The 22,640-nt window shown below is 51.6% G+C and carries 21 protein-coding genes and 2 rRNA genes; 9 read left to right on the top strand and 14 right to left on the bottom strand.

The window, feature by feature from the left end; genetic code table 11:
• Positions 1 to 49: 49 nt before the first annotated feature.
• The 7 genes from lepB to rseD all read right to left on the bottom strand — a co-directional run bounded on the left by lepB (position 50) and on the right by rseD (position 5,879).
• Positions 50 to 1,024 (bottom strand): signal peptidase I, encoded by a 975-nt coding sequence (gene lepB, locus OQV04_RS00120; protein WP_032281446.1) that lies wholly within the window; start codon positions 1,022 to 1,024, stop codon positions 50 to 52.
• A 15-nt stretch (positions 1,025 to 1,039) separates the two neighbouring features.
• A complete protein-coding gene (lepA, locus tag OQV04_RS00115; protein ID WP_000790168.1) occupies positions 1,040 to 2,839 on the bottom strand; it encodes a translation elongation factor 4 in 1,800 nt (599 codons plus the stop codon).
• 197 nt (positions 2,840 to 3,036) lie between these two features.
• Positions 3,037 to 3,516 carry a SoxR-reducing system protein RseC gene (rseC, locus tag OQV04_RS00110; protein ID WP_000589070.1) on the bottom strand — a complete coding sequence of 160 codons (480 nt, stop codon included), beginning with the start codon at positions 3,514 to 3,516 and terminating at the stop codon, positions 3,037 to 3,039.
• Positions 3,513 to 4,469, bottom strand: coding sequence for a sigma-E factor regulatory protein RseB (gene rseB, locus OQV04_RS00105; RefSeq protein WP_000812053.1), 957 nt, complete (start codon positions 4,467 to 4,469; stop codon positions 3,513 to 3,515). The genes rseC and rseB overlap by 4 nt, the downstream gene beginning before the upstream one ends.
• A complete protein-coding gene (rseA, locus tag OQV04_RS00100) occupies positions 4,469 to 5,119 on the bottom strand; it encodes an anti-sigma-E factor RseA (RefSeq protein ID WP_001168459.1) in 651 nt (216 codons plus the stop codon). The genes rseB and rseA overlap by 1 nt, the downstream gene beginning before the upstream one ends.
• Positions 5,120 to 5,151: 32 nt before the next feature.
• Complete coding sequence (rpoE, locus tag OQV04_RS00095; protein WP_001295364.1) at positions 5,152 to 5,727, bottom strand: RNA polymerase sigma factor RpoE; 576 nt, start codon at positions 5,725 to 5,727, stop codon at positions 5,152 to 5,154.
• Entirely contained in the window at positions 5,724 to 5,879 is a 156-nt protein-coding gene (gene rseD / locus OQV04_RS00090; RefSeq protein ID WP_001303621.1) for a rpoE leader peptide RseD, read from the bottom strand. The genes rpoE and rseD overlap by 4 nt, the downstream gene beginning before the upstream one ends.
• A gap of 255 nt (positions 5,880 to 6,134) precedes the next feature.
• On the opposite strand from rseD, the gene nadB reads away from it, so the two are divergent.
• Positions 6,135 to 7,757, top strand: coding sequence for an L-aspartate oxidase (nadB, locus tag OQV04_RS00085; RefSeq protein ID WP_032281447.1), 1,623 nt, complete (start codon positions 6,135 to 6,137; stop codon positions 7,755 to 7,757).
• Here nadB and trmN read toward each other — a convergent pair.
• Positions 7,742 to 8,479, bottom strand: coding sequence for a tRNA(1)(Val) (adenine(37)-N(6))-methyltransferase TrmN (trmN, locus tag OQV04_RS00080; protein WP_032281448.1), 738 nt, complete (start codon positions 8,477 to 8,479; stop codon positions 7,742 to 7,744). The genes nadB and trmN overlap by 16 nt on opposite strands.
• Positions 8,480 to 8,610: 131 nt before the next feature.
• Here trmN and srmB point away from each other — a divergent pair, with 131 nt between their 5' ends.
• The gene (gene srmB, locus OQV04_RS00075; protein ID WP_000219193.1) at positions 8,611 to 9,945 is read left to right on the top strand and encodes an ATP-dependent RNA helicase SrmB; all 1,335 of its coding nucleotides are present in this window, start codon (positions 8,611 to 8,613) and stop codon (positions 9,943 to 9,945) included.
• 32 nt (positions 9,946 to 9,977) lie between these two features.
• On the opposite strand, the gene OQV04_RS00070 is transcribed toward srmB, so the two are convergent.
• A complete protein-coding gene (locus tag OQV04_RS00070; RefSeq protein WP_001383425.1) occupies positions 9,978 to 10,859 on the bottom strand; it encodes a LysR family transcriptional regulator in 882 nt (293 codons plus the stop codon).
• Positions 10,860 to 10,961: 102 nt separating this feature from the next.
• Here OQV04_RS00070 and eamB point away from each other — a divergent pair, with 102 nt between their 5' ends.
• Positions 10,962 to 11,549 carry a cysteine/O-acetylserine transporter gene (gene eamB, locus OQV04_RS00065; RefSeq protein ID WP_032281449.1) on the top strand — a complete coding sequence of 196 codons (588 nt, stop codon included), beginning with the start codon at positions 10,962 to 10,964 and terminating at the stop codon, positions 11,547 to 11,549.
• Positions 11,550 to 11,604: 55 nt separating this feature from the next.
• Here eamB and grcA read toward each other — a convergent pair whose 3' ends face one another.
• Positions 11,605 to 11,988, bottom strand: a complete 384-nt coding sequence (gene grcA / locus OQV04_RS00060; RefSeq protein ID WP_000627804.1) for an autonomous glycyl radical cofactor GrcA — start codon at positions 11,986 to 11,988, stop codon at positions 11,605 to 11,607.
• 304 nt (positions 11,989 to 12,292) lie between these two features.
• On the opposite strand from grcA, the gene ung reads away from it, so the two are divergent.
• Positions 12,293 to 12,982, top strand: a complete 690-nt coding sequence (gene ung / locus OQV04_RS00055) for a uracil-DNA glycosylase (RefSeq protein WP_001262720.1) — start codon at positions 12,293 to 12,295, stop codon at positions 12,980 to 12,982.
• A 47-nt stretch (positions 12,983 to 13,029) separates the two neighbouring features.
• Here ung and OQV04_RS00050 read toward each other — a convergent pair whose 3' ends face one another.
• Positions 13,030 to 14,067 carry a tRNA/rRNA methyltransferase gene (locus OQV04_RS00050; protein ID WP_000997403.1) on the bottom strand — a complete coding sequence of 346 codons (1,038 nt, stop codon included), beginning with the start codon at positions 14,065 to 14,067 and terminating at the stop codon, positions 13,030 to 13,032.
• Positions 14,068 to 14,273: 206 nt separating this feature from the next.
• Between OQV04_RS00050 and trxC the strand changes: the two genes are divergently transcribed.
• The 5 genes from trxC (at position 14,274) to OQV04_RS00020 (ending at position 19,990) form a co-directional block, all read left to right on the top strand.
• Complete coding sequence (gene trxC / locus OQV04_RS00045) at positions 14,274 to 14,693, top strand: thioredoxin TrxC (RefSeq protein WP_001098726.1); 420 nt, start codon at positions 14,274 to 14,276, stop codon at positions 14,691 to 14,693.
• Between the two features lie 68 nt (positions 14,694 to 14,761).
• Positions 14,762 to 15,460 carry a tRNA-uridine aminocarboxypropyltransferase gene (gene tapT, locus OQV04_RS00040; protein ID WP_032281451.1) on the top strand — a complete coding sequence of 233 codons (699 nt, stop codon included), beginning with the start codon at positions 14,762 to 14,764 and terminating at the stop codon, positions 15,458 to 15,460.
• 31 nt (positions 15,461 to 15,491) lie between these two features.
• Complete coding sequence (gene patZ / locus OQV04_RS00035) at positions 15,492 to 18,152, top strand: peptidyl-lysine N-acetyltransferase PatZ (RefSeq protein ID WP_000082981.1); 2,661 nt, start codon at positions 15,492 to 15,494, stop codon at positions 18,150 to 18,152.
• A 113-nt stretch (positions 18,153 to 18,265) separates the two neighbouring features.
• Positions 18,266 to 19,621, top strand: coding sequence for a CDP-diacylglycerol--serine O-phosphatidyltransferase (gene pssA, locus OQV04_RS00025; protein WP_000949265.1), 1,356 nt, complete (start codon positions 18,266 to 18,268; stop codon positions 19,619 to 19,621).
• Between the two features lie 45 nt (positions 19,622 to 19,666).
• The gene (locus OQV04_RS00020; RefSeq protein WP_001300818.1) at positions 19,667 to 19,990 is read left to right on the top strand and encodes a YfiM family lipoprotein; all 324 of its coding nucleotides are present in this window, start codon (positions 19,667 to 19,669) and stop codon (positions 19,988 to 19,990) included.
• Here the strand turns inward: OQV04_RS00020 and kgtP are convergent.
• From kgtP to OQV04_RS00005, 3 genes are all read right to left on the bottom strand, one after another.
• The gene (gene kgtP / locus OQV04_RS00015) at positions 19,987 to 21,285 is read right to left on the bottom strand and encodes an alpha-ketoglutarate permease (protein WP_000841103.1); all 1,299 of its coding nucleotides are present in this window, start codon (positions 21,283 to 21,285) and stop codon (positions 19,987 to 19,989) included. The genes OQV04_RS00020 and kgtP overlap by 4 nt on opposite strands.
• A gap of 325 nt (positions 21,286 to 21,610) precedes the next feature.
• Positions 21,611 to 21,726: ribosomal RNA gene (gene rrf / locus OQV04_RS00010) — 5S ribosomal RNA — on the bottom strand.
• 94 nt (positions 21,727 to 21,820) lie between these two features.
• A 23S ribosomal RNA gene (locus tag OQV04_RS00005) occupies positions 21,821 to 22,640 on the bottom strand; the annotation flags it as partial.

The following is a 22,640-nucleotide window of genomic DNA, read 5'->3' as shown; positions in this document are numbered from 1 at the left end:
TAATTCACGTTGTCGCCATAACGGCGACAACGTGAACGAAGATGAGCTATTAATGGATGCCGCCAATGCGACTTAAGCGCACACCAGTCGGCCATTCGCCTTCTTGCTTATCGAAGCTCATCCAGATAGCCTTTGCCCGACCGACCAGATTCGCTTCAGGCACAAAACCCCAGTAACGGCTGTCCGCGCTGTTGTCGCGGTTGTCGCCCATCATGAAGTATTGTCCCGGAGGAACAATCCAGGTTGCCAGTTGTTGCCCTGGCTGCTGGTAATACATCCCCACCTGATCCTGCGCAATCGGCACTGTCAGAATGCGGTGCGTCACATCACCCAGTGTCTCTTTACGCTCGGAAAGACGAATTCCATTTTCTTTGGTTTCGTTTTTCGGCACTTCAAAGAATCCGCTGGTCGCTTCCCCACCATTACGGCGTGAGAAGGTCTGAACGAAATCGCTCGGTTCCACGTTTGAGTAGGTGACCGGCAGCGCGTTTTCACACGCCTGGCCGGAACTGCATCCCGGTTGAATCGTCAGCTCTTTTGAGACCGGATCGTAAGTGACTTTATCGCCCGGTAAACCCACCGCGCGCTTGATGTAATCAAGCTTTGGATCTTCCGGATATTTAAAGACCACGATATCGCCGCGTTTCGGATGACCGGTTTCGATCAGCGTTTTCTGGTAGATAGGATCTTTAATGCCATAAGCAAACTTCTCTACCAGAATAAAATCACCGATTAACAGAGTCGGCATCATCGAACCTGACGGGATCTGGAACGGTTCATAAATAAACGAACGCACAATCAATACGATAGCCAGTACCGGAAAAACAGAAGCACCGGTTTCCAGCCAGCCAGGCTTCGGCGCAACCTTTTTCAACGTTGCTTTATCCAGTGAGTCACCGGCAGCCGCCTGCGCCGCTGCCTGACGTTCCCGCCGTTTAGGTGCGAAAAAGAATTTATCCACGCACCATAAAATGCCCGTCACCAGTGTGGCAATCACCAGAATCAGGGCAAACATATTCGCCATGCCAACTCCTAAGGGTTATTTGTTGTCTTTGCCGACGTGCAGAATGGCGAGGAACGCTTCCTGCGGCAGCTCGACGTTACCGATCTGCTTCATGCGTTTCTTACCTTCTTTCTGCTTCTGCAGCAGCTTTTTCTTACGGCTGATATCGCCGCCATAACATTTAGCCAGTACGTTTTTACGCAGCTGTTTCACGGTGGATCGCGCAATAATGTGCGTACCAATCGCTGCCTGAATGGCGATATCAAACTGCTGGCGTGGGATCAGATCTTTCATCTTCTCCACCAACTCGCGACCGCGGTTTTGCGAATTATCACGGTGGGTGATCAACGCCAGCGCATCAACACGTTCACCGTTGATTAATACGTCTACACGTACCATGTCGGACGCCTGGAAGCGTTTGAAGTTGTAATCCAGAGACGCATAACCACGCGAGGTAGATTTCAGGCGATCGAAGAAGTCGAGCACCACTTCCGCCATCGGGATCTCGTACGTCAGCGCCACCTGATTACCGTGGTAAACCATATTGGTCTGCACGCCGCGTTTTTCTACGCACAGCGTAATAACGTTGCCGAGATATGCCTGCGGCAGCAGCATGTGACACTCTGCAATCGGCTCGCGCAGTTCGTAAATGTTATTTACCGCAGGCAGCTTGGATGGGCTGTCGACGTAAATAACTTCCCTTGACGTGGTTTCAACTTCATACACTACGGTCGGCGCAGTGGTGATCAGATCCAGATCGTATTCACGTTCCAGACGCTCCTGGATGATCTCCATGTGCAGCAGGCCAAGGAAGCCGCAGCGGAAACCAAAGCCCAGCGCGCTGGAGCTTTCCGGCTCATAGAACAGTGAGGCATCGTTCAGGCTGAGTTTACCCAGCGCGTCACGGAAGGCTTCATAGTCGTCGGAACTTACCGGGAACAGACCGGCGTATACCTGCGGTTTGACTTTCTTAAAGCCAGGCAGCGCCTTTTCTGCCGGATTACGCGCCAGCGTTAAGGTATCGCCGACTGGAGCGCCGTGGATATCTTTAATCGCACATACGAGCCAGCCGACTTCGCCACATTTCAGTTCAGTGCGGTCAACCTGTTTCGGCGTGAAGATGCCCAGACGGTCGGCGTTATAGGTCTGCCCGGTACTCATGACTTTCACTTTGTCGCCCTTACGCAGGGTGCCGTTTTTAATACGGATAAGTGAAACAACGCCCAGGTAGTTGTCGAACCATGAGTCGATAATTAGTGCCTGCAACGGGCCTTCCGGATCGCCTTCCGGCGGCGGAATGTCGCGCACCAGACGTTCGAGAACGTCCTGCACGCCAACGCCGGTTTTCGCTGAACAGCGCACCGCGTCGGTGGCGTCGATGCCGACGATATCTTCAATTTCTTCCGCCACGCGTTCAGGATCGGCTGCCGGCAGGTCAATCTTGTTCAGTACCGGCACCACTTCGAGATCCATTTCCATGGCGGTGTAGCAGTTTGCCAGGGTTTGCGCTTCCACGCCCTGCCCGGCGTCGACCACCAGCAATGCACCTTCACAGGCAGCCAGCGAACGGGAAACTTCATAGGAGAAGTCTACGTGGCCCGGGGTGTCGATAAAGTTAAGCTGATAGGTTTCGCCGTCAGACGCTTTGTAGTCCAGCGTCACGCTTTGCGCTTTGATGGTAATGCCACGCTCACGCTCAAGATCCATGGAATCGAGAACCTGCGCCTCCATTTCACGGTCAGACAGGCCACCGCAGATCTGGATAATACGGTCAGACAGCGTCGATTTACCGTGGTCAATGTGAGCTATGATCGAAAAGTTACGTATATTCTTCATAAAGTATGATTATTGTGCCTTAATGCCCGGTTAACCAGGCTTTTAGAAGTCGCTGTTCTGAGCTTAACGTCTGTATTAATAGAAACGCCGCATTCTACACTACAACATTGAGGCGAGGAAATGTTCATACCGTATGGATTGTGGTATCTGGAAACGTCCTCGCATTTGTTATGCAAAATGCAACAAAGCCAGTGAAATCACTGGCTCGCGTCTTCCGAAGATGTTTCAAATCGCACAAGGCCAGGCGGCAATGCCACGCTTAAGATGATCGGTTGCCATTCTGCCCGGGCAGCAAACTTACGCGAGTAGCCACGCGCAATCAGGAACCCGCCAATACCGCCGAGGACCGCACCACATAATGCTGCGACGTCAGAAGCAAAGAGTAGCTGAAATAGCGAAGCGATGAGGAATAATCCCACCAGCGGCGACATATAAACCAGTAATGCGGAGCTAAGCAGGCTGCCTTCGGCGATCCCCAATTCCACTTTTTGCCCCGGCACTAACGGCTCATCACAGGGTACGACAATGGTATGCGTGGTTTGCGGGCCAAGTTTATTCAACACGCGGCTACCGCAACCGGCGCGTGAAGCGCAGCTGCTGCATGAGGCTTTAACATCACAACTGACCAGCGCCTGCCCGTTTTGCCAGGAGACGACGGTAGCCCACTCTTTGATCATTGCGCTGCCCCGAACTTAATATTCTCGGCAATGCGTTTCGCCGTTTGCGGCGGCAGTTCACCGACAATGGTGATTTCGGCGTTATCACGTACGCTTGTACTGACGGTTCTGCGTCCGGTGCGCAACATCTGATCGGTGCTCGATGGCGTAGCGCGGTTAACGTTTACCGAGAAGCTGAATAATCCGTCGGAATAGAGACGTGATTCGATAGGCATGTTGTCCATCGTCGGTAGCGGACGTCGACTACTGGAAACTTCGCTAAAACCCTGTGGCAACCAGGTTGGCGTCCAGCTGAATTTAGCTTTTTCACCTACAGGAACAGAAAGCAACGGCGGCAAATTTGCCTTCGCCAGCGTCTGCATACTGCTGCTGATATCCTGATTGACGTTAAAAGCAATCACGCGAAATTGTTCCAGCGTTTCACCATCGCGATCAAGAAGATCAACCCGCATCGGTAATTTCGATTCGGTGTCCATCCACACGATGTAGCTGTAGCGTGTACCATCTCGGGCAACCACGCGAATGACTTCGCAAAGACGATCAGCAATACGCGTGCGCCCGACGGAGATAAAGTCGTAGTAAGGAGAAAGGCGTTTGAAATCGGTATAGATGAGCGATGGCAGAGAATCAACAATGTAATCGCCATTAAGCGTGAACGGTTCAAGTCCCGGTTCAAAATAGCTGATTTCATTGCCGCGCTGTACCACTTCCCGGCGCGGGCCATCCATTTGCAACAATTGTGCAAGAGGACGGTTATCGAGGCGTGCATGTCGATAACGCAGAGACTCAACACCCTGTTTATTGATGCTGATGAATGACAGCTCGTAATTCAGTGACTGACTGGCCAGGTTCATCTGCTGTAATAACGCCCCGGACGCGGGAGTGGCCGAGGCGTTAGCAGAGAATAACAGGCTACCTGTCACTAATGACATGGCAAACCAAAGTTGCTTCATTACTGCGATTGCGTTCCTAAAGTTTGAATTCCTGGCACCTGTACAGCGGCTTGCTGGGTTTGCGCCTGCTCAAACTGAAGCTGTTCAGAGTGGAGTCGGCGTTGCAGTTCGTAATCCTGCAACATTGCATTAATGCGACGACGCTGCTCCTGTACCTGCTGCTGTTGACCATTATTTGCGGTCGCTTCAGAAGGTACTCCCAGGCTAACCGGGCTGGCTTTACCCATCATCGGCAGTGTATTAAATACCGGCGTTTCGGGCTGCTGGGACGTTTCAGATTGTCCATTATAGTGCTGGACGCCAACGATAACTGCAAGCGATACGCATGCGGCTACGCCCATTTGGGTAAGCTGTGCCGCCCACGGACGTACTTTCTGCCAGAATGGCATTTTCTGCCATTGATGCGGCGCAGGCTGGGCTTCCGGGATCAATGTCGCCGGTTGACGTACTGGCTCTTCTTCAATGGCGGCCATCACGCGTGAAGAGATATCGAAATGGAGCACCTCGGGAGTATCACCCCGCATTGAGTCACGGATTAAGTGATAGCTTTCCCAGGTTTTCTGCATTTCTGGGTTATGAGCCAGTTCGTTAAGCAGCTCACTATCCAGCGTTTCGCCATCCATTAAAGCGGAAAGTTGTTCTTTCTGCATGCCTAATACCCTTATCCAGTATCCCGCTATCGTCAACGCCTGATAAGCGGTTGAACTTTGTTATCAATAGCTTCCCTCGCTCGGAAGATACGTGAACGCACCGTACCTACCGGACAATCCATGATAGCGGCTATCTCTTCATAGCTCAGGCCATCCAGCTCCCGCAAGGTTATTGCCATGCGTAAATCTTCCGGGAGGGACTCAATAGTTCGGAAAACTATCTGTCTCAGTTCTTCTGACAACATTAAGTTCTCAGGGTTCGAAATTTCTTTCAACGCGCCGCCACTTTCGAAGTTTTCAGCTTCAATGGCATCCACATCACTGGAAGGTGGACGACGCCCCTGAGCAACCAGGTAATTTTTCGCTGTATTTACAGCAATCCGATACAGCCATGTATAAAAAGCGCTATCTCCCCGGAACGAATCCAGCGCACGATAGGCTTTAATAAAAGCTTCTTGTACCACATCGGGAACATCACCCGACGGCACATAGCGGGAAACCAGACTCGCCACTTTATGCTGATAGCGCACTACCAGTAAGTTAAAGGCTTTCTGATCTCCCTTCTGGACCCGTTCAACCAGGACCTGGTCCGTTAACTGCTCGCTCATCCGAGGTAAAGTCTCCCCAAACCAAATTTCCACGCGCTATCGAAACGCCACTCCATTAGCTGCAATTTGAGCAAGCAAAGGGTTAGAGTGTCTCGTTTTTGTAAAGTTCCGTAACGCATCTGTTTTTGTTTGTCATGCTGTAGACGGATCATTATCTATCATTATAAGTCTACAGAATCTGAACATCGCATTATCTGTGTAGAAATGCCCATTTAACTGCCTGAAGAGTAACCCAACGGCCTTTTTATTTCACCACCTAATCCTCCACCAGCCAGTAACTTCTCTTTTTCTCGCCGCCCTGCGTCAGCGTGTTTAGCCACTGTAACAAATATTAAAATAGCAGGTGTTTATTCGCACAACATGATGCTATGCTGACCAAACCGTGTTTAGTAAATTAAACAAAGAAAATGAATACTCTCCCTGAACATTCATGTGACGTGTTGATTATCGGTAGCGGCGCAGCCGGGCTTTCACTGGCGCTACGCCTGGCTGACCAGCATCAGGTCATCGTTCTAAGTAAAGGCCCGGTAACGGAAGGTTCAACATTTTATGCCCAGGGCGGTATTGCCGCCGTGTTTGATGAAACTGACAGCATTGACTCGCATGTGGAAGACACATTGATTGCCGGGGCTGGTATTTGCGATCGCCATGCAGTTGAATTTGTCGCCAGCAATGCACGATCCTGTGTGCAATGGCTAATCGACCAGGGGGTGTTATTTGATACCCACATTCAACCGAATGGTGAAGAAAGCTACCATCTGACCCGTGAAGGTGGCCATAGTCACCGTCGTATTCTTCATGCCGCCGACGCAACTGGTAGAGAAGTAGAAACCACGCTGGTGAGCAAGGCGCTGAACCATCCGAATATTCGCGTGCTGGAGCGCAGCAACGCGGTTGATCTGATTATTTCTGACAAAATTGGCTTGCCGGGCACGCGACGGGTTGTTGGCGCGTGGGTATGGAACCGAAATAAAGAAACTGTGGAAACCTGCCACGCAAAAGCGGTGGTACTGGCAACCGGCGGTGCGTCGAAGGTTTATCAGTACACCACCAATCCGGATATTTCTTCTGGCGATGGCATTGCTATGGCGTGGCGCGCAGGCTGCCGGGTTGCCAATCTCGAATTTAATCAGTTCCACCCTACCGCGCTGTATCACCCACAGGCACGCAATTTCCTGTTAACGGAAGCACTGCGCGGCGAAGGCGCTTATCTCAAGCGCCCGGATGGCACGCGTTTTATGCCCGATTTTGATGTGCGCGGCGAACTGGCCCCGCGCGATATTGTCGCCCGCGCCATTGACCATGAAATGAAACGCCTCGGCGCAGATTGTATGTTCCTCGACATCAGCCATAAGCCCGCCGATTTTATTCGCCAGCATTTCCCGATGATTTATGAAAAATTGCTCGGGCTGGGGATTGATCTCACACAAGAACCGGTACCGATTGTGCCTGCTGCACATTATACCTGCGGTGGTGTAATGGTTGATGATCATGGGCGTACGGACGTCGAGGGTTTGTATGCCATTGGCGAGGTGAGTTATACCGGCTTACACGGCGCTAACCGCATGGCCTCGAATTCATTGCTGGAGTGTCTGGTCTATGGCTGGTCGGCGGCAGAAGACATCACCAGACGTATGCCTTATGCCCACGGCGTCAGTACGTTACCGCCGTGGGATGAAAGCCGCGTTGAGAACCCTGACGAACGGGTAGTAATTCAGCATAACTGGCACGAGCTACGGCTGTTTATGTGGGATTACGTTGGCATTGTGCGCACAACGAAGCGCCTGGAACGCGCCCTGCGGCGGATAACCATGCTCCAACAAGAAATAGACGAATATTACGCCCATTTCCGCGTCTCAAATAATTTGCTGGAGCTGCGTAATCTGGTACAGGTTGCCGAGTTGATTGTTCGCTGTGCGATGATGCGCAAGGAGAGTCGTGGCCTGCATTTTACGCTGGATTACCCGGAACTGCTCACGCATTCCGGCCCATCGATCCTTTCTCCCGGCAATCATTACATAAACAGATAAAAAGCCTGGGTCAGCGCCGTATACGCTTCGGAATAGTTCTGGTCTGGCCCACGAATGACTAAGCGATCGCTAAAGCATTCTCCCGCCTGCGGGGAGAATGCCAGCAGCACCCGATGCGGCAGTCGCGCTTCGTTTTCCGCCACATCCGTCCGCAAACGTAAATGCCAGCCCATGCTTAATGCCAGCTCCGTAAAACTATTACCAATCTGCTCTGGCAGCACCACGCAGAAAAATCCCTCTTCGGTAATGCACTCCGCCGCACAGGTCAGCAGCGATGGGTGATCAAGCGTAGTGGTATAGCGAGCCTGTTCCCGTTGAGGGGTCGCGCACTCTACTCCCTGCTGATAGTAAGGTGGGTTACTGATGATTAAATCGAAGCGTACTGTCTGCTGTGTGAGCCACTGCTGAATATCCGCCGTATGGACGTTAATCCGCTCTGCCCACGGGGACTGGTTGATATTTTCCTGCGCCTGCGCGGCAGCTTCACTTTCCAGTTCAACTGCATCAATCATCACGCTGTCATCGGTTCGCTGCGCCAGCATTAATGCCAGCAACCCGCTACCAGTGCCGATATCAAGGCAACGTTTTACCCCAGCCACCGGTGCCCATGCGCCCAGCAATATGCCATCCGTTCCCACTTTCATCGCACAGCGTTCATGAGCAACAAAAAACTGTTTAAAAGTAAATCCATTACGACGAAGCACGGATGTAGACTGTGACATGAAAATAAAACCTTGCAGGAAAAACGGCGATAGCACCGGGTGAGAACAATACCCGAGAAGCGATATCCATACAAACAGATGAAGATTGCAGCCGTAACGTCTATAATCAGCGCCCCACACAGAGGTAGAACATGACTGTAACGACTTTTTCCGAACTTGAACTCGACGAAAGCCTGCTGGAAGCCCTCCAGGATAAAGGTTTCACTCGCCCGACCGCCATTCAGGCTGCCGCCATTCCGCCTGCGCTCGATGGCCGTGATGTACTCGGTTCTGCGCCGACAGGCACCGGTAAAACGGCGGCGTATCTGCTGCCAGCGTTGCAGCACCTGCTCGATTTCCCGCGTAAGAAATCCGGTCCGCCGCGTATTTTGATCCTCACCCCAACTCGCGAGCTGGCGATGCAGGTGGCCGATCATGCCCGCGAACTGGCGAAACATACGCATCTGGATATCGCCACCATCACCGGCGGCGTAGCCTATATGAACCACGCGGAAGTGTTCAGCGAAAATCAGGACATCGTGGTCGCCACGACCGGACGTCTGCTGCAATACATAAAAGAAGAGAACTTCGATTGCCGCGCGGTTGAAACGCTGATCCTCGACGAAGCAGACCGTATGCTGGATATGGGCTTCGCTCAGGATATCGAACATATTGCTGGCGAAACGCGCTGGCGTAAACAGACCCTGCTCTTTTCGGCAACTCTGGAAGGCGATGCGATTCAGGACTTTGCCGAGCGTCTGCTGGAAGATCCGGTGGAGGTTTCTGCCAATCCGTCCACCCGTGAGCGCAAAAAAATTCATCAGTGGTATTACCGCGCCGATGACCTGGAACATAAAACCGCATTGCTGGTGCATCTGTTAAAACAGCCGGAAGCGACCCGCTCAATTGTGTTTGTGCGTAAGCGTGAGCGTGTGCATGAGCTGGCAAACTGGCTGCGCGAAGCGGGCATCAACAACTGCTATCTCGAAGGTGAGATGGTACAAGGCAAGCGTAACGAAGCGATCAAGCGTTTGACCGAAGGTCGCGTAAACGTACTGGTTGCAACCGATGTTGCCGCGCGCGGTATCGACATTCCTGACGTCAGCCACGTCTTTAACTTCGATATGCCGCGCAGTGGCGATACTTATTTGCACCGTATCGGACGTACCGCGCGCGCCGGTCGTAAAGGCACCGCAATTTCGCTGGTAGAAGCCCATGACCATCTGCTGCTGGGCAAAGTTGGTCGCTATATTGAAGAGCCAATTAAAGCTCGCGTGATTGATGAGTTACGCCCGAAAACGCGTGCGCCAAGCGAGAAGCAGACCGGCAAGCCATCGAAGAAAGTACTGGCAAAACGCGCCGAGAAGAAAAAAGCTAAAGAGAAAGAGAAGCCGCGGGTGAAAAAACGCCATCGCGATACCAAAAATATTGGTAAGCGCCGTAAACCGAGCGGAACGGGCGTGCCACCGCAAACGACAGAAGAGTAATCTCAATGCCGGGTTTAAGCCCGGCATTATTTTTATCCCGGCAAAAAACAATCTTCAACACACTGAATAAAAGTGTGCATCGCCGGGCTAACTGCTTTTCCGGCATGGTGAGCGCACATTGCCGTAATGGTCTGCGAGTGTTCGCCAAAAGGCAATTCAATTAATTCTCCGCTCTCAAGCTCTTTTTCCACCGCAAAGCGGGGCAAGTAACTGACACCGATATTCGCCGCGACACAACGTTTGATACTTTCAATGCTTAACAGCTCAATGGTGTTTTCCACCGTGATCCGCCGCTGGCGCAGCGTGCTCTCAAATATCTGCCGGAATACACATTGCGGTTCGTTGATAATAAAGCTACAGGCGTTATGTCTTCCCGGCTCAGTAAAATCGACATCTGCAATTTGCGGTGAAGCTACCAGCACCAGCGATTGCTCACCCAATTCTCGTCGGTTCAGGGCATCATCATTCCCTACGCGATAAAAAACCCCGACATCGGCCTCATCATTCAGTAGCGCATCACGGATCACGTAACAGTTCAGAGACTGCAACGATAAACGCACTTTTGGGGCGCGTTGCCGAAAACGCTGCAACACCTGCGGCATTCGGTAAGAGAGCAACGTTTCGCCCGAAACAACGCGTAGTTCCCCGTCCGGATCCGACTCCTTTTTGGCAGCCTCACGAAGGGTATCCATCACTCTGGTGAGTTCATAAATGTGCGGCAGCAGCTTTTTACCTTCGCGAGTGAGGCACATCCGTCGGCCAATTTTCTCAAATAACTGTACCGAGAACTCCTGCTCAAGCTGCTGAATATGAAAAGTCACCGTCGATTGTGTACAGCACAATTTTTGCGAAGCTCGCAAAAAGGAACCCTCTTCCACCACGGTTTTAAGCGTAATAAAACGGCGCAGATCCATAACCCCAAACCTATCGAAAATATCGAATTTAGAATGTAAAAACATTCATTTTTTAAAATGTTCCGTGTCGGGTACTGTCTACCAAAACAGAGGAGATAACAAGTGACACCGACCCTTTTAAGTGCTTTTTGGACTTACACCCTGATTACCGCCATGACGCCAGGACCGAACAATATTCTCGCCCTTAGCTCAGCCACAACGCACGGATTTCGTCAGAGTACCCGCGTGCTGGCAGGGATGAGTCTGGGATTTTTAATCGTCATGTTGCTGTGTGCGGGCATTTCGTTTTCACTGACTGTTATCGACCCGGCAGCAGTGCATCTGTTGAGTTGGGCAGGAGCGGCATATATTGTCTGGCTGGCGTGGAAAATCGCTACCAGTCCAACAAAGGAAGACGGGCTTCAGACAAAACCAATCAGTTTTTGGGCCAGCTTTGCTTTGCAGTTTGTGAACGTCAAAATCATTTTGTACGGTGTTACGGCACTGTCGACATTTGTTCTGCCGCAAACACAGGCGTTAAGCTGGATAGTTGGCGTCAGCGTTTTGCTGGCAATGATTGGGACGTTTGGCAATGTGTGCTGGGCGCTGGCGGGGCATCTATTTCAGCGATTGTTTCGCCAGTATGGTCGCCAGTTAAATATCGTGCTGGCGCTGCTGCTGATCTATTGCGCGGTACGCATTTTCTATTAATGAAAAAAAGCGGAAGAGGTCGCCCTCTTCCGCTTAGTAACTTGCTACTTAAGCCTTACAGGCTTTCAGTAAAGGTACGAGCGATAACGTCGCGCTGCTGTTCCGGAGTCAGAGAGTTAAAGCGAACTGCATAACCGGATACACGGATGGTCAGCTGCGGATATTTTTCCGGATGCTTAACTGCATCTTCCAGAGTTTCACGACGCAGAACGTTAACGTTCAGGTGCTGACCACCTTCAACGCGAACTTCTGGTTTCACTTCTACTGGAACTTCACGGTACTCAATGTCACCCAGTTTGCTTACTGCAACCACTTCGTCTTCTGCAAAACCTGCTTTCGCAACGATGCAACGTGCTTCGCCTTTTTCGCTGTCCAGCAGCCAGAAAGAGTTCAGCAGATCGTCGTTAGCGGCTTTAGTAATCTGGATACCTGTAATCATGTGATGCCTCCCCGGCAAAATTATTTGATTTGTTCAGCCTGTCGCGGCCAATTGGTAAAACCATTGTTGCTTGAGTGTATATATACTCCTCAAACACCCTTGATTCTTTGATTTAAATCAATAAAAACCACACATCAATTGTGGTCGCAAATGGATTTTATTGTTTTACATCAACTTATGCGGGTGTGAAATTTTACCAATTTACATTTTTTTGCACTCGTTTAAGTCTAAAAAATGAGCATGATTTTGTTCTGTAGAAAGAAGCAGTTAAGCTAGGCGGATTGAAGATTCGCAGGAGAGCGAGATGGCTAACGAATTAACCTGGCATGACGTGCTGGCTGAAGAGAAGCAGCAACCCTATTTTCTTAATACCCTTCAGACCGTCGCCAGCGAGCGGCAGTCCGGCGTCACTATCTATCCACCACAAAAAGATGTCTTTAACGCGTTCCGCTTTACCGAGTTGGGTGACGTTAAAGTGGTGATTCTCGGCCAGGATCCTTATCACGGACCGGGACAGGCGCATGGGCTGGCATTTTCCGTTCGCCCCGGAATCGCCACTCCTCCGTCACTGCTGAATATGTATAAAGAGCTGGAAAATACTATTCCGGGCTTCACCCGCCCTAATCATGGTTATCTTGAAAGCTGGGCGCGTCAGGGCGTTCTGCTACTCAATACTGTGTTGACGGTACGCGCAGGTCAGGCGCATTCCCACGCCAGCCTCGGCTGGGAAACCTTCACCGATAAAGTGATCAGCCTGATTAACCAGCATCGCGAAGGCGTGGTGTTTTTGTTGTGGGGATCGCATGCGCAAAAGAAAGGGGCGATTATAGATAAGCAACGCCATCACGTACTGAAAGCACCGCATCCGTCACCGCTTTCTGCGCATCGTGGATTCTTTGGCTGTAACCATTTTGTGCTGGCAAATCAGTGGCTGGAACAACATGGCGAGACGCCGATTGACTGGATGCCAGTATTACCGGCAGAGAGTGAGTAAATTTGCGGGAAAATGCCGGATGGCAGAGTTGCCACCCGGCTGATTTATCAGGCTTTATTCTGACGCCACCATTCACCAAGCAAAACGCCTGTTGCAACAGAGATATTCAGCCCGGCAACGTTGCCCGTACCGTCAATCTTCACGCGCAGATCGTTCGGATCGCGTGCGGCATCCGGTAACCCTTCATATTCCTGACCCAGCACCAGTACCATTTTCGCTGGCAGGCTGGTTTTGAACAGCGGTTTCCCCTGCTCGCTGGAAGTTGTCACTACGGTGTAACCCGCCTGACGGAAATCATCCAGCACGTTAACAATGTTGTCGCCAGTAATCGGCTGAACGTGCTCTGCGCCGCCTTCTGCGGTACGGATAGCCGCACCCGACTCCAGCAGTGCCGCATCCTGCACCACAACGCCTTTCACGCCGAAGTGCGCGCAGCTGCGCATCATGCCACCCAGGTTATGCGGGTTAGATTCGTTTTCCAGTGCCAGAACGCAATCCTGCGCACCTGCCTGGCTTACCCACTGCTGCACGGTTGTGCCATTACGCTTTTTGATCAGGAAGCAAACGCCGCCGTGATGTTCCGTGCCTGACGCTTTTGTCAATTCCGCTTCATCCACCACATGGTACGCTTTGCGGTTTGCCGCCATCCAGCGCAAGGCTTCTTTAAAACGTGGCGTTACGCTCTGGATAAACCAGGCGCGAACAATCGCTTCCGGACGGCTCTGGAACAGTGCCTGACATGCATTTTCGCCGTAGACGCGGGTTTCTTCCGCACGCTGACGACGCAAAACTTCTGGATCAATAAAACTTTTACCACTGATGCCACCGTGATCGGCCTTTTCCGGCGTCTCATCACCCGGCGCGCGGGAAACCGTGCGCCACGGCGAATCTTCCCACTTGCGGTCACGGGGCTGACTCTGTTTGTCATCGCGGGCGGGGCGACGGCCACCGTCAGCACGAGATTTTCCTGGACGCCCGCCCCCTTTCCCGGTACGCGGGTTGTGGGTACGTTTATCAGAATCATCATCACTGCGGACATACATCACTTTGACCTTGCCGCTTTTACCTTTCATTTCATCGTTCATGCTTTTCTCCACCAGCGCTGCGCGAAGCGCGCAGATTACCCGAAGTCCGCGCGGTTCGCCATGATTTCGTACCAAAGCCTGCGACTATCATACCTATTGAATAAAACAGATTGTTGTCTAGAACAATGTCCCCGATAATATGTAACATATTAGAAACATACCGGCGTCGTTGCCGATAAGTCTCCTTACTCATCCCGAGGTTAGTTATGAATACCGTTTGTACCCATTGTCAGGCCATCAATCGCATTCCCGACGATCGGATCGAAGATGCGGCAAAATGCGGACGCTGCGGTCACGACTTGTTTGACGGAGAGGTGATTAATGCGACCGGTGAAACGCTCGACAAATTGCTGAAAGATGATCTACCTGTGGTGATCGACTTCTGGGCACCGTGGTGCGGCCCCTGCCGTAATTTCGCACCAATTTTTGAAGATGTCGCGCAAGAGCGTAGCGGTAAAGTGCGCTTTGTGAAAGTGAATACCGAAGCTGAACGTGAATTGAGCAGTCGCTTTGGAATTCGTAGTATACCGACGATCATGATTTTCAAAAACGGTCAGGTTGTCGACATGCTTAATGGCGCAGTACCGAAAGCGCCGTTCGATAGCTGGCTGAACGAATCTCTTTAATCTTACCGGGGCGCATCTTGTGCCCCGTTTTCTCCTCTGCGACAATGGCGTTTTTTCGACGCTCTCTTATGACCGAAAACGCTGTTCTCCAGTTACGCGCCGAGCGTATTGCGCGCGCAACACGTCCTTTTCTTGCCCGCGGTAATCGCGTTCGTCGCTGCCAGCGCTGTCTTTTGCCAGAGAAATTATGTCTCTGTTCGACAATTACCCCAGCACAAGCAAAAAGTCGCTTCTGTTTGCTGATGTTCGACACCGAGCCAATGAAGCCCAGTAATACCGGGCGTCTGATTGCTGATATTTTGCCTGATACCGTTGCGTTTCAATGGTCGCGTACCGAACCCTCGCAGGATTTGCTGGATCTGGTACAAAACCCGGATTATCAGCCAATGGTGGTCTTTCCCGCCTCGTATGCTGATGAGCAACGGGAAGTGATCTTCACACCACCTGCCAGTAAGCCACCGCTGTTTATCATGCTCGATGGTACCTGGCCGGAAGCTCGCAAGATGTTTCGTAAAAGTCCGTATCTGGATAATCTTCCCGTCATTTCCGTCGATCTTTCCCGGCTTTCTGCCTATCGCCTGCGTGAAGCCCAGGCTGAAGGCCAATATTGTACTGCCGAGGTAGCCATCGCACTGTTAGATATGGCCGGCGATACCGGGGCGGCAGCAGGGTTAGGCGAGCATTTTACCCGCTTTAAAACACGCTATCTGGCAGGAAAAACGCAACATCTGGGTAGCATCACAGCAGAACAGTTAGAAAGCGTTTAAAATCATTCGGTCACTTCTGCGGGAGGCCGGTATGAGTCAGCGAGGACTGGAAGCACTACTGCGACCAAAATCGATAGCGGTAATTGGCGCGTCGATGAAACCCAATCGCGCAGGTTACCTGATGATGCGTAACCTGCTGGCGGGAGGCTTTAACGGACCGGTACTCCCGGTGACGCCAGCCTGGAAAGCGGTGTTGGGTGTGTTGGCCTGGCCGGATATTGCCAGCTTGCCCTTTACACCCGACCTTGCGGTTTTATGTACCAATGCCAGCCGTAATCTTGCTCTTCTGGAAGAGCTCGGCGAGAAAGGCTGTAAAACCTGCATTATTCTTTCCGCCCCGGCATCGCAACACGAAGATCTCCGCGCCTGCGCCCTGCGCCATAACATGCGCCTGCTTGGACCAAACAGTCTGGGTTTACTGGCTCCCTGGCAAGGTCTGAATGCCAGCTTTTCGCCGGTACCTATTAAACGCGGCAAGCTGGCGTTTATTTCACAATCGGCTGCCGTCTCCAACACCATCCTCGACTGGGCGCAACAGCGTGAGATGGGCTTTTCCTACTTTATTGCGCTCGGCGACAGCCTGGATATCGACGTTGATGAATTGCTTGACTATCTGGCACGCGACAGTAAAACCAGCGCCATCCTGCTCTATCTCGAACAGTTAAGCGACGCGCGACGCTTTGTTTCGGCGGCCCGTAGTGCCTCGCGTAATAAACCGATTCTGGTGATTAAAAGCGGACGTAGCCCGGCGGCACAGCGACTGCTCAACACGACGGCAGGAATGGACCCGGCATGGGATGCGGCTATTCAGCGTGCCGGTTTGTTGCGGGTACAGGACACCCACGAACTGTTTTCGGCGGTAGAAACCCTTAGCCATATGCGCCCGCTGCGTGGCGACCGGTTGATGATTATCAGCAACGGTGCTGCGCCTGCCGCGCTGGCGCTGGATGCCTTATGGTCACGCAATGGCAAGCTGGCAACACTAAGCGAAGAAACCTGCCAGAAACTGCGCGATGCACTGCCAGGACATGTGGCAATATCTAACCCGCTCGATCTGCGCGATGACGCCAGCAGCGAGCATTATGTCAAAACGCTGGACATTCTGCTCCACAGCCAGGATTTTGATGCGCTGATGGTTATTCATTCGCCCAGCGCCGCTGCTCCCGCAACAGAAAGTGCGCAAGCATTAATTGAAGCGGTAAAGCATCATCCCCGCAGCAAGTATGTTTCTCTGCTGACGAACTGGTGCGGCGAGCACTCCTCGCAAGAGGCACGACGTTTATTCAGCGAAGCCGGGCTGCCGACCTACCGTACCCCGGAAGGAACCATCACTGCTTTTATGCATATGGTGGAGTACCGGCGTAATCAGAAGCAACTACGCGAAACGCCGGCGTTGCCCAGCAATCTGACTTCCAATACCGCAAAAGCGCATCTTCTGTTGCAACAGGCGATTGCCGAAGGGGCTACGTCGCTCGATACCCATGAAGTTCAGCCCATCCTGCAAGCGTATGGCATGAACACGCTCCCTACCTGGATTGCCAGTGATAGCACCGAAGCGGTGCATATTGCCGAACAGATTGGTTATCCGGTGGCGCTGAAATTGCGTTCGCCGGATATTCCACATAAATCGGAAGTTCAGGGCGTCATGCTGTACCTGCGTACAGCCAATGAAGTCCAGCAAGCGGCAAACGCTATTTTCGATCGCGTAAAAATGACCTGGCCGCAGGCGCGGGTCCACGGCCTGTTGGTGCAAAGTATGGCTAACCGTGCTGGCGCTCAGGAGTTGCGGGTTGTGGTTGAGCACGATCCGGTTTTTGGGCCGTTGATCATGCTGGGTGAAGGCGGTGTGGAGTGGCGTCCTGAAGATCAAGCCGTCGTCGCACTGCCGCCGCTGAATATGAACCTGGCCCGCTATCTGGTTATTCAGGGGATCAAAAGTAAAAAGATTCGTGCGCGCAGTGCGCTACGCCCATTGGATGTTGCAGGCTTGAGCCAGCTTCTGGTGCAGGTTTCCAACTTGATTGTCGATTGCCCGGAAATTCAGCGTCTGGATATTCATCCTTTGCTGGCTTCTGGCAGTGAATTTACCGCGCTGGATGTCACGCTGGATATCGCGCCGTTTGAAGGCGATAACGAGAGTCGGCTGGCAGTGCGCCCTTATCCGCATCAGCTGGAAGAATGGGTAGAATTGAAAAACGGTGAACGCTGCTTGTTCCGCCCGATTTTGCCAGAAGATGAGCCACAACTTCAGCAATTCATTTCGCGAGTCACCAAAGAAGATCTTTATTACCGCTACTTTAGCGAGATCAACGAATTTACCCATGAAGATTTAGCCAACATGACGCAGATCGACTACGATCGGGAAATGGCGTTTGTAGCGGTACGACGTATTGATCAAACGGAAGAGATCCTCGGCGTCACGCGTGCGATCTCCGACCCTGATAACATCGATGCCGAATTTGCCGTGCTGGTTCGCTCGGATCTCAAAGGGTTAGGCTTAGGTCGACGCTTAATGGAAAAGTTGATTACCTATACGCGAGATCACGGACTACAACGTCTGAATGGTATTACGATGCCAAATAATCGTGGCATGGTGGCGCTGGCCCGCAAGCTCGGGTTTAACGTTGATATCCAGCTCGAAGAGGGGATCGTTGGGCTTACGCTAAATCTTGCCCAACGCGAGGAATCATGAGTAAGGTACTGGAAATGTTGACCACTTAATCGGGACTGGTGTTATTATTGCCCGCTTATGTCGTCTGCATTGCACAGAGGACCCTTCAATGAACAGAGAAGAAATGCACTGTGATGTTGTCAAAATTTAAGCGTAATAAACATCAACAACACCTTGCCCAACTACCCAAGATTTCTCAATCAGTTGATGATGTCGATTTCTTTTACGCTCCCGCCGACTTCCGGGAGACGCTGCTGGAAAAAATAGCCAGCGCGAAGCAGCGCATTTGCATTGTCGCCCTGTATCTCGAACAGGATGACGGTGGCAAAGGCATTCTGAACGCGTTGTATGAAGCTAAAAGGCAGCGTCCGGAACTGGATGTGCGGGTGCTGGTCGACTGGCATCGTGCACAACGTGGACGCATTGGCGCTGCGGCATCTAACACTAACGCTGACTGGTACTGCCGCATGGCGCAGGAAAATCCGGGCGTAGATGTTCCGGTTTATGGCGTTCCAATCAATACCCGTGAAGCCCTTGGTGTTCTGCACTTTAAAGGCTTTATCATCGACGATAGCGTACTTTATAGCGGTGCCAGCCTGAACGATGTTTACCTGCATCAGCACGATAAATATCGCTACGACCGTTATCATCTTATCCGTAACCGTAAGATGTCAGACATTATGTTTGAATGGGTTACACAGAATATTATGAATGGCCGCGGCGTTAATCGTCTGGATGATGTTAATCGGCCAAAAAGCCCGGAAATCAAGAATGATATTCGTCTGTTCCGCCAGGAGCTGCGTGATGCCGCTTATCATTTCCAGGGCGATGCCGACAACGATCAGCTTTCCGTAACGCCGCTAGTGGGGCTGGGGAAATCGAGTCTGTTGAACAAGACCATTTTCCATCTTATGCCTTGTGCCGAGCAGAAACTAACCATCTGTACGCCATACTTCAACCTGCCAGCAATCCTTGTGCGCAATATTATCCAGTTGCTGCGCGAAGGGAAAAAGGTCGAAATTATTGTTGGTGATAAAACCGCGAACGACTTCTACATTCCGGAAGATGAACCTTTCAAGATAATTGGCGCATTGCCTTATCTCTATGAGATCAATCTGCGTCGTTTCCTGAGCCGTTTGCAGTATTACGTCAATACTGACCAGCTAGTGGTTCGGTTATGGAAAGATGACGACAACACCTATCACCTAAAAGGGATGTGGGTTGATGATAAGTGGATGTTGATCACTGGTAATAACCTGAACCCGCGCGCCTGGCGTCTGGATCTGGAAAACGCCATTTTGATCCACGATCCACAACTGGAGCTTGCGCCGCAGCGAGAGAAAGAACTGGAGCTGATCCGCGAGCATACCACCATCGTTAAGCACTATCGCGATCTGCAAAGTATTGCCGATTATCCGGTGAAGGTTCGTAAACTCATCCGCCGTTTGCGCCGTATCCGCATCGACCGATTAATTAGCCGCATCCTGTAATCACAACCCCGTCCTGTACGGGGTTTGTTTTTTGGAGGCCATGTTTTGCGTATTCTTTTTGTCTGTTCGCTATTGTTACTTTCTGGATGCAGCCATATGGCTAACGATAGCTGGAGCGGGCAGGATAAAGCTCAACACTTTATCGCCTCGGCGATGCTTTCCGCCGCCGGAAATGAATATTCACAGCATCAGGGGATGAGCCGGGATCGCAGTGCCATGTTTGGATTGATGTTCTCTGTCAGTTTGGGGGCGTCAAAAGAGCTTTGGGATAGCCGCCCCGAAGGGAGCGGCTGGAGCTGGAAGGATTTGGCCTGGGATGTCGCCGGTGCAAGCACCGGCTATACCGTCTGGCAACTGACCCGTCACTAAAGACGCATCCCCTTCCCTTTGCGATGTAGCATCAAAGAAACCAGAAACGCCACCACGGCCATCAAGGTCACATACCAGAAGAAGGCTGTTTCCATTCCTATTGATTTCAGCGACAACGCTACGTACTCCGCCGAACCACCAAATATAGCATTAGCGACCGCATATGACAGACCAACGCCTAATGCGCGAACCTGTGCCGGGAACATCTCAGCCTTCAGTATTCCACTGATTGATGTATAAAAACTCACTATCAGCAGGGCACACATCACCAGACCAAAAGCGGCATAAGGCGAGGAAACGTTTTGCAATGCTGAGAGAATAGGAACGGTAAAAATGGCTGCCAGCGAACCGAAACATAACATTGAGGTACGGCGACCAATCTTATCCGACAGCGCGCCAATGAGTGGTTGAATAAGCATGAATACAAACAATGCGGCAGTCATAATGCCACTCGCCACGTTGGCATGCATTCCCGCAGTATTTACCAGATACTTCTGCATATAAGTGGTGAAGGTATAGAAACAAAGGGAGCCCGCAGCGGTAAAACCGAGAACCATGATGAATGCACGGCGATTGCGCCATAATCCTTTCAGAGATCCAGCTTCTTTTAAAGCGCGCGTTTCTTGTTGCGAAGTTTCATCTAACTGACGACGTAACCACAACGCCACAACAGCTAACACAGCTCCTAACGCGAAAGGAATACGCCATCCCCACTCTCTGAGTGCAGCGTCTTCCATGGTGTGTTGTAAAACCACGACAACCAGTAGGGCTAGCAGTTGTCCGCCGATCAACGTCACATACTGAAATGATGCGTAAAAACCTTTGCGCCCTTCAACGGCAACTTCACTCATATAGGTGGCGCTGGTGCCATATTCTCCGCCAACGGATAATCCCTGAAATAAACGCGCGAGAAGCAATAATGCCGGAGCCCACGTACCGATTGTTTCATAACCAGGCAAACAGGCGATTACCAGTGAGCCGAAACACATCATACACACCGATAGCAGCATCGATTTTTTGCGACCATGTTTATCGGCTATGCGGCCAAATAGCCAACCGCCTATTGGGCGCATCAGGAATCCCGCAGCAAAAACACCTGCTGTTTGTAGTAGTTGAGTCGTCGTGTTCCCGGAAGGGAAGAAGATGTGGGCAAAGTAGAGTGAACAGAACGAGTAGACATAGAAATCGAACCACTCGACCAGATTACCTGAAGAGGCCCCCACAATCGCCCAAATGCGGCGACGAGTATCACTACTTGTCAGTTTGCTGTCTGCCGTTACAGTACTTTCAGCCATGCCATTATGTCTCCTGCCGTAATCCGATGCTTTTGTCGGTCGCTTTTGTTTATTTTTTTTGGTAAAGGAAATGTTATACATTTGTTGCACATCATTATGCAACCTTAACCATGAATTTAGTTAGCAGGAAAATGGTTATTGAGAAGCTTAAGGATAAATTTCTGGTAAGGAGAACACGTATGGAAGTAGGCAAGTTGGGGAAACCGTATCCGTTGCTGAATCTGGCATATGTGGGAGTATAAGACGCGCAGCGTCGCATCAGGCATTTTTTTCTGCGCCAACGCAAAAAGACCATCCGTCAGGATGGCCTTTCGCTTTATTTGATGCCTGGCAGTTCCCTACTCTCGCATGGGGAGACCCCACACTACCATCGGCGCTACGGCGTTTCACTTCTGAGTTCGGCATGGGGTCAGGTGGGACCACCGCGCTACGGCCGCCAGGCAAATTCTGTTTTATCAGACCGCTTCTGCGTTCTGATTTAATCTGTATCAGGCTGAAAATCTTCTCTCATCCGCCAAAACAGCTTCGGCGTTGTAAGGTTAAGCCTCACGGTTCATTAGTACCGGTTAGCTCAACGCATCGCTGCGCTTACACACCCGGCCTATCAACGTCGTCGTCTTCAACGTTCCTTCAGGACCCTTAAAGGGTCAGGGAGAACTCATCTCGGGGCAAGTTTCGTGCTTAGATGCTTTCAGCACTTATCTCTTCCGCATTTAGCTACCGGGCAGTGCCATTGGCATGACAACCCGAACACCAGTGATGCGTCCACTCCGGTCCTCTCGTACTAGGAGCAGCCCCCCTCAGTTCTCCAGCGCCCACGGCAGATAGGGACCGAACTGTCTCACGACGTTCTAAACCCAGCTCGCGTACCACTTTAAATGGCGAACAGCCATACCCTTGGGACCTACTTCAGCCCCAGGATGTGATGAGCCGACATCGAGGTGCCAAACACCGCCGTCGATATGAACTCTTGGGCGGTATCAGCCTGTTATCCCCGGAGTACCTTTTATCCGTTGAGCGATGGCCCTTCCATTCAGAACCACCGGATCACTATGACCTGCTTTCGCACCTGCTCGCGCCGTCACGCTCGCAGTCAAGCTGGCTTATGCCATTGCACTAACCTCCTGATGTCCGACCAGGATTAGCCAACCTTCGTGCTCCTCCGTTACTCTTTAGGAGGAGACCGCCCCAGTCAAACTACCCACCAGACACTGTCCGCAACCCGGATCACGGGTCAACGTTAGAACATCAAACATTAAAGGGTGGTATTTCAAGGTCGGCTCCATGCAGACTGGCGTCCACACTTCAAAGCCTCCCACCTATCCTACACATCAAGGCTCAATGTTCAGTGTCAA

The sequence above is a fragment of the Escherichia sp. Lx600-2 genome, assembly GCF_036662595.1.
In the GTDB taxonomy this organism is placed as follows: Bacteria; Pseudomonadota; Gammaproteobacteria; order Enterobacterales; family Enterobacteriaceae; genus Escherichia; species Escherichia coli.
This window is presented reverse-complemented; position numbering and strand designations above follow the sequence as displayed.

Excerpts from the sequence above, each read along its gene's own strand:
- lepB (WP_032281446.1), bottom strand. The coding sequence starts at position 1,024 with ATGGCGAATATGTTTGCCCTGATTCTGGTGATTGCCACACTGGTGACG.
- lepA (WP_000790168.1), bottom strand. The coding sequence starts at position 2,839 with ATGAAGAATATACGTAACTTTTCGATCATAGCTCACATTGACCACGGT.
- rseC (WP_000589070.1), bottom strand. The coding sequence starts at position 3,516 with ATGATCAAAGAGTGGGCTACCGTCGTCTCCTGGCAAAACGGGCAGGCG.
- rseB (WP_000812053.1), bottom strand. The coding sequence starts at position 4,469 with ATGAAGCAACTTTGGTTTGCCATGTCATTAGTGACAGGTAGCCTGTTA.
- rseA (WP_001168459.1), bottom strand. The coding sequence starts at position 5,119 with ATGCAGAAAGAACAACTTTCCGCTTTAATGGATGGCGAAACGCTGGAT.
- rpoE (WP_001295364.1), bottom strand. The coding sequence starts at position 5,727 with ATGAGCGAGCAGTTAACGGACCAGGTCCTGGTTGAACGGGTCCAGAAG.
- rseD (WP_001303621.1), bottom strand. The coding sequence starts at position 5,879 with ATGATCCGTCTACAGCATGACAAACAAAAACAGATGCGTTACGGAACT.
- nadB (WP_032281447.1), top strand. The coding sequence starts at position 6,135 with ATGAATACTCTCCCTGAACATTCATGTGACGTGTTGATTATCGGTAGC.
- trmN (WP_032281448.1), bottom strand. The coding sequence starts at position 8,479 with ATGTCACAGTCTACATCCGTGCTTCGTCGTAATGGATTTACTTTTAAA.
- srmB (WP_000219193.1), top strand. The coding sequence starts at position 8,611 with ATGACTGTAACGACTTTTTCCGAACTTGAACTCGACGAAAGCCTGCTG.
- OQV04_RS00070 (WP_001383425.1), bottom strand. The coding sequence starts at position 10,859 with ATGGATCTGCGCCGTTTTATTACGCTTAAAACCGTGGTGGAAGAGGGT.
- grcA (WP_000627804.1), bottom strand. The coding sequence starts at position 11,988 with ATGATTACAGGTATCCAGATTACTAAAGCCGCTAACGACGATCTGCTG.
- ung (WP_001262720.1), top strand. The coding sequence starts at position 12,293 with ATGGCTAACGAATTAACCTGGCATGACGTGCTGGCTGAAGAGAAGCAG.
- OQV04_RS00050 (WP_000997403.1), bottom strand. The coding sequence starts at position 14,067 with ATGAACGATGAAATGAAAGGTAAAAGCGGCAAGGTCAAAGTGATGTAT.
- trxC (WP_001098726.1), top strand. The coding sequence starts at position 14,274 with ATGAATACCGTTTGTACCCATTGTCAGGCCATCAATCGCATTCCCGAC.
- tapT (WP_032281451.1), top strand. The coding sequence starts at position 14,762 with ATGACCGAAAACGCTGTTCTCCAGTTACGCGCCGAGCGTATTGCGCGC.
- patZ (WP_000082981.1), top strand. The coding sequence starts at position 15,492 with ATGAGTCAGCGAGGACTGGAAGCACTACTGCGACCAAAATCGATAGCG.
- pssA (WP_000949265.1), top strand. The coding sequence starts at position 18,266 with ATGTTGTCAAAATTTAAGCGTAATAAACATCAACAACACCTTGCCCAA.
- kgtP (WP_000841103.1), bottom strand. The coding sequence starts at position 21,285 with ATGGCTGAAAGTACTGTAACGGCAGACAGCAAACTGACAAGTAGTGAT.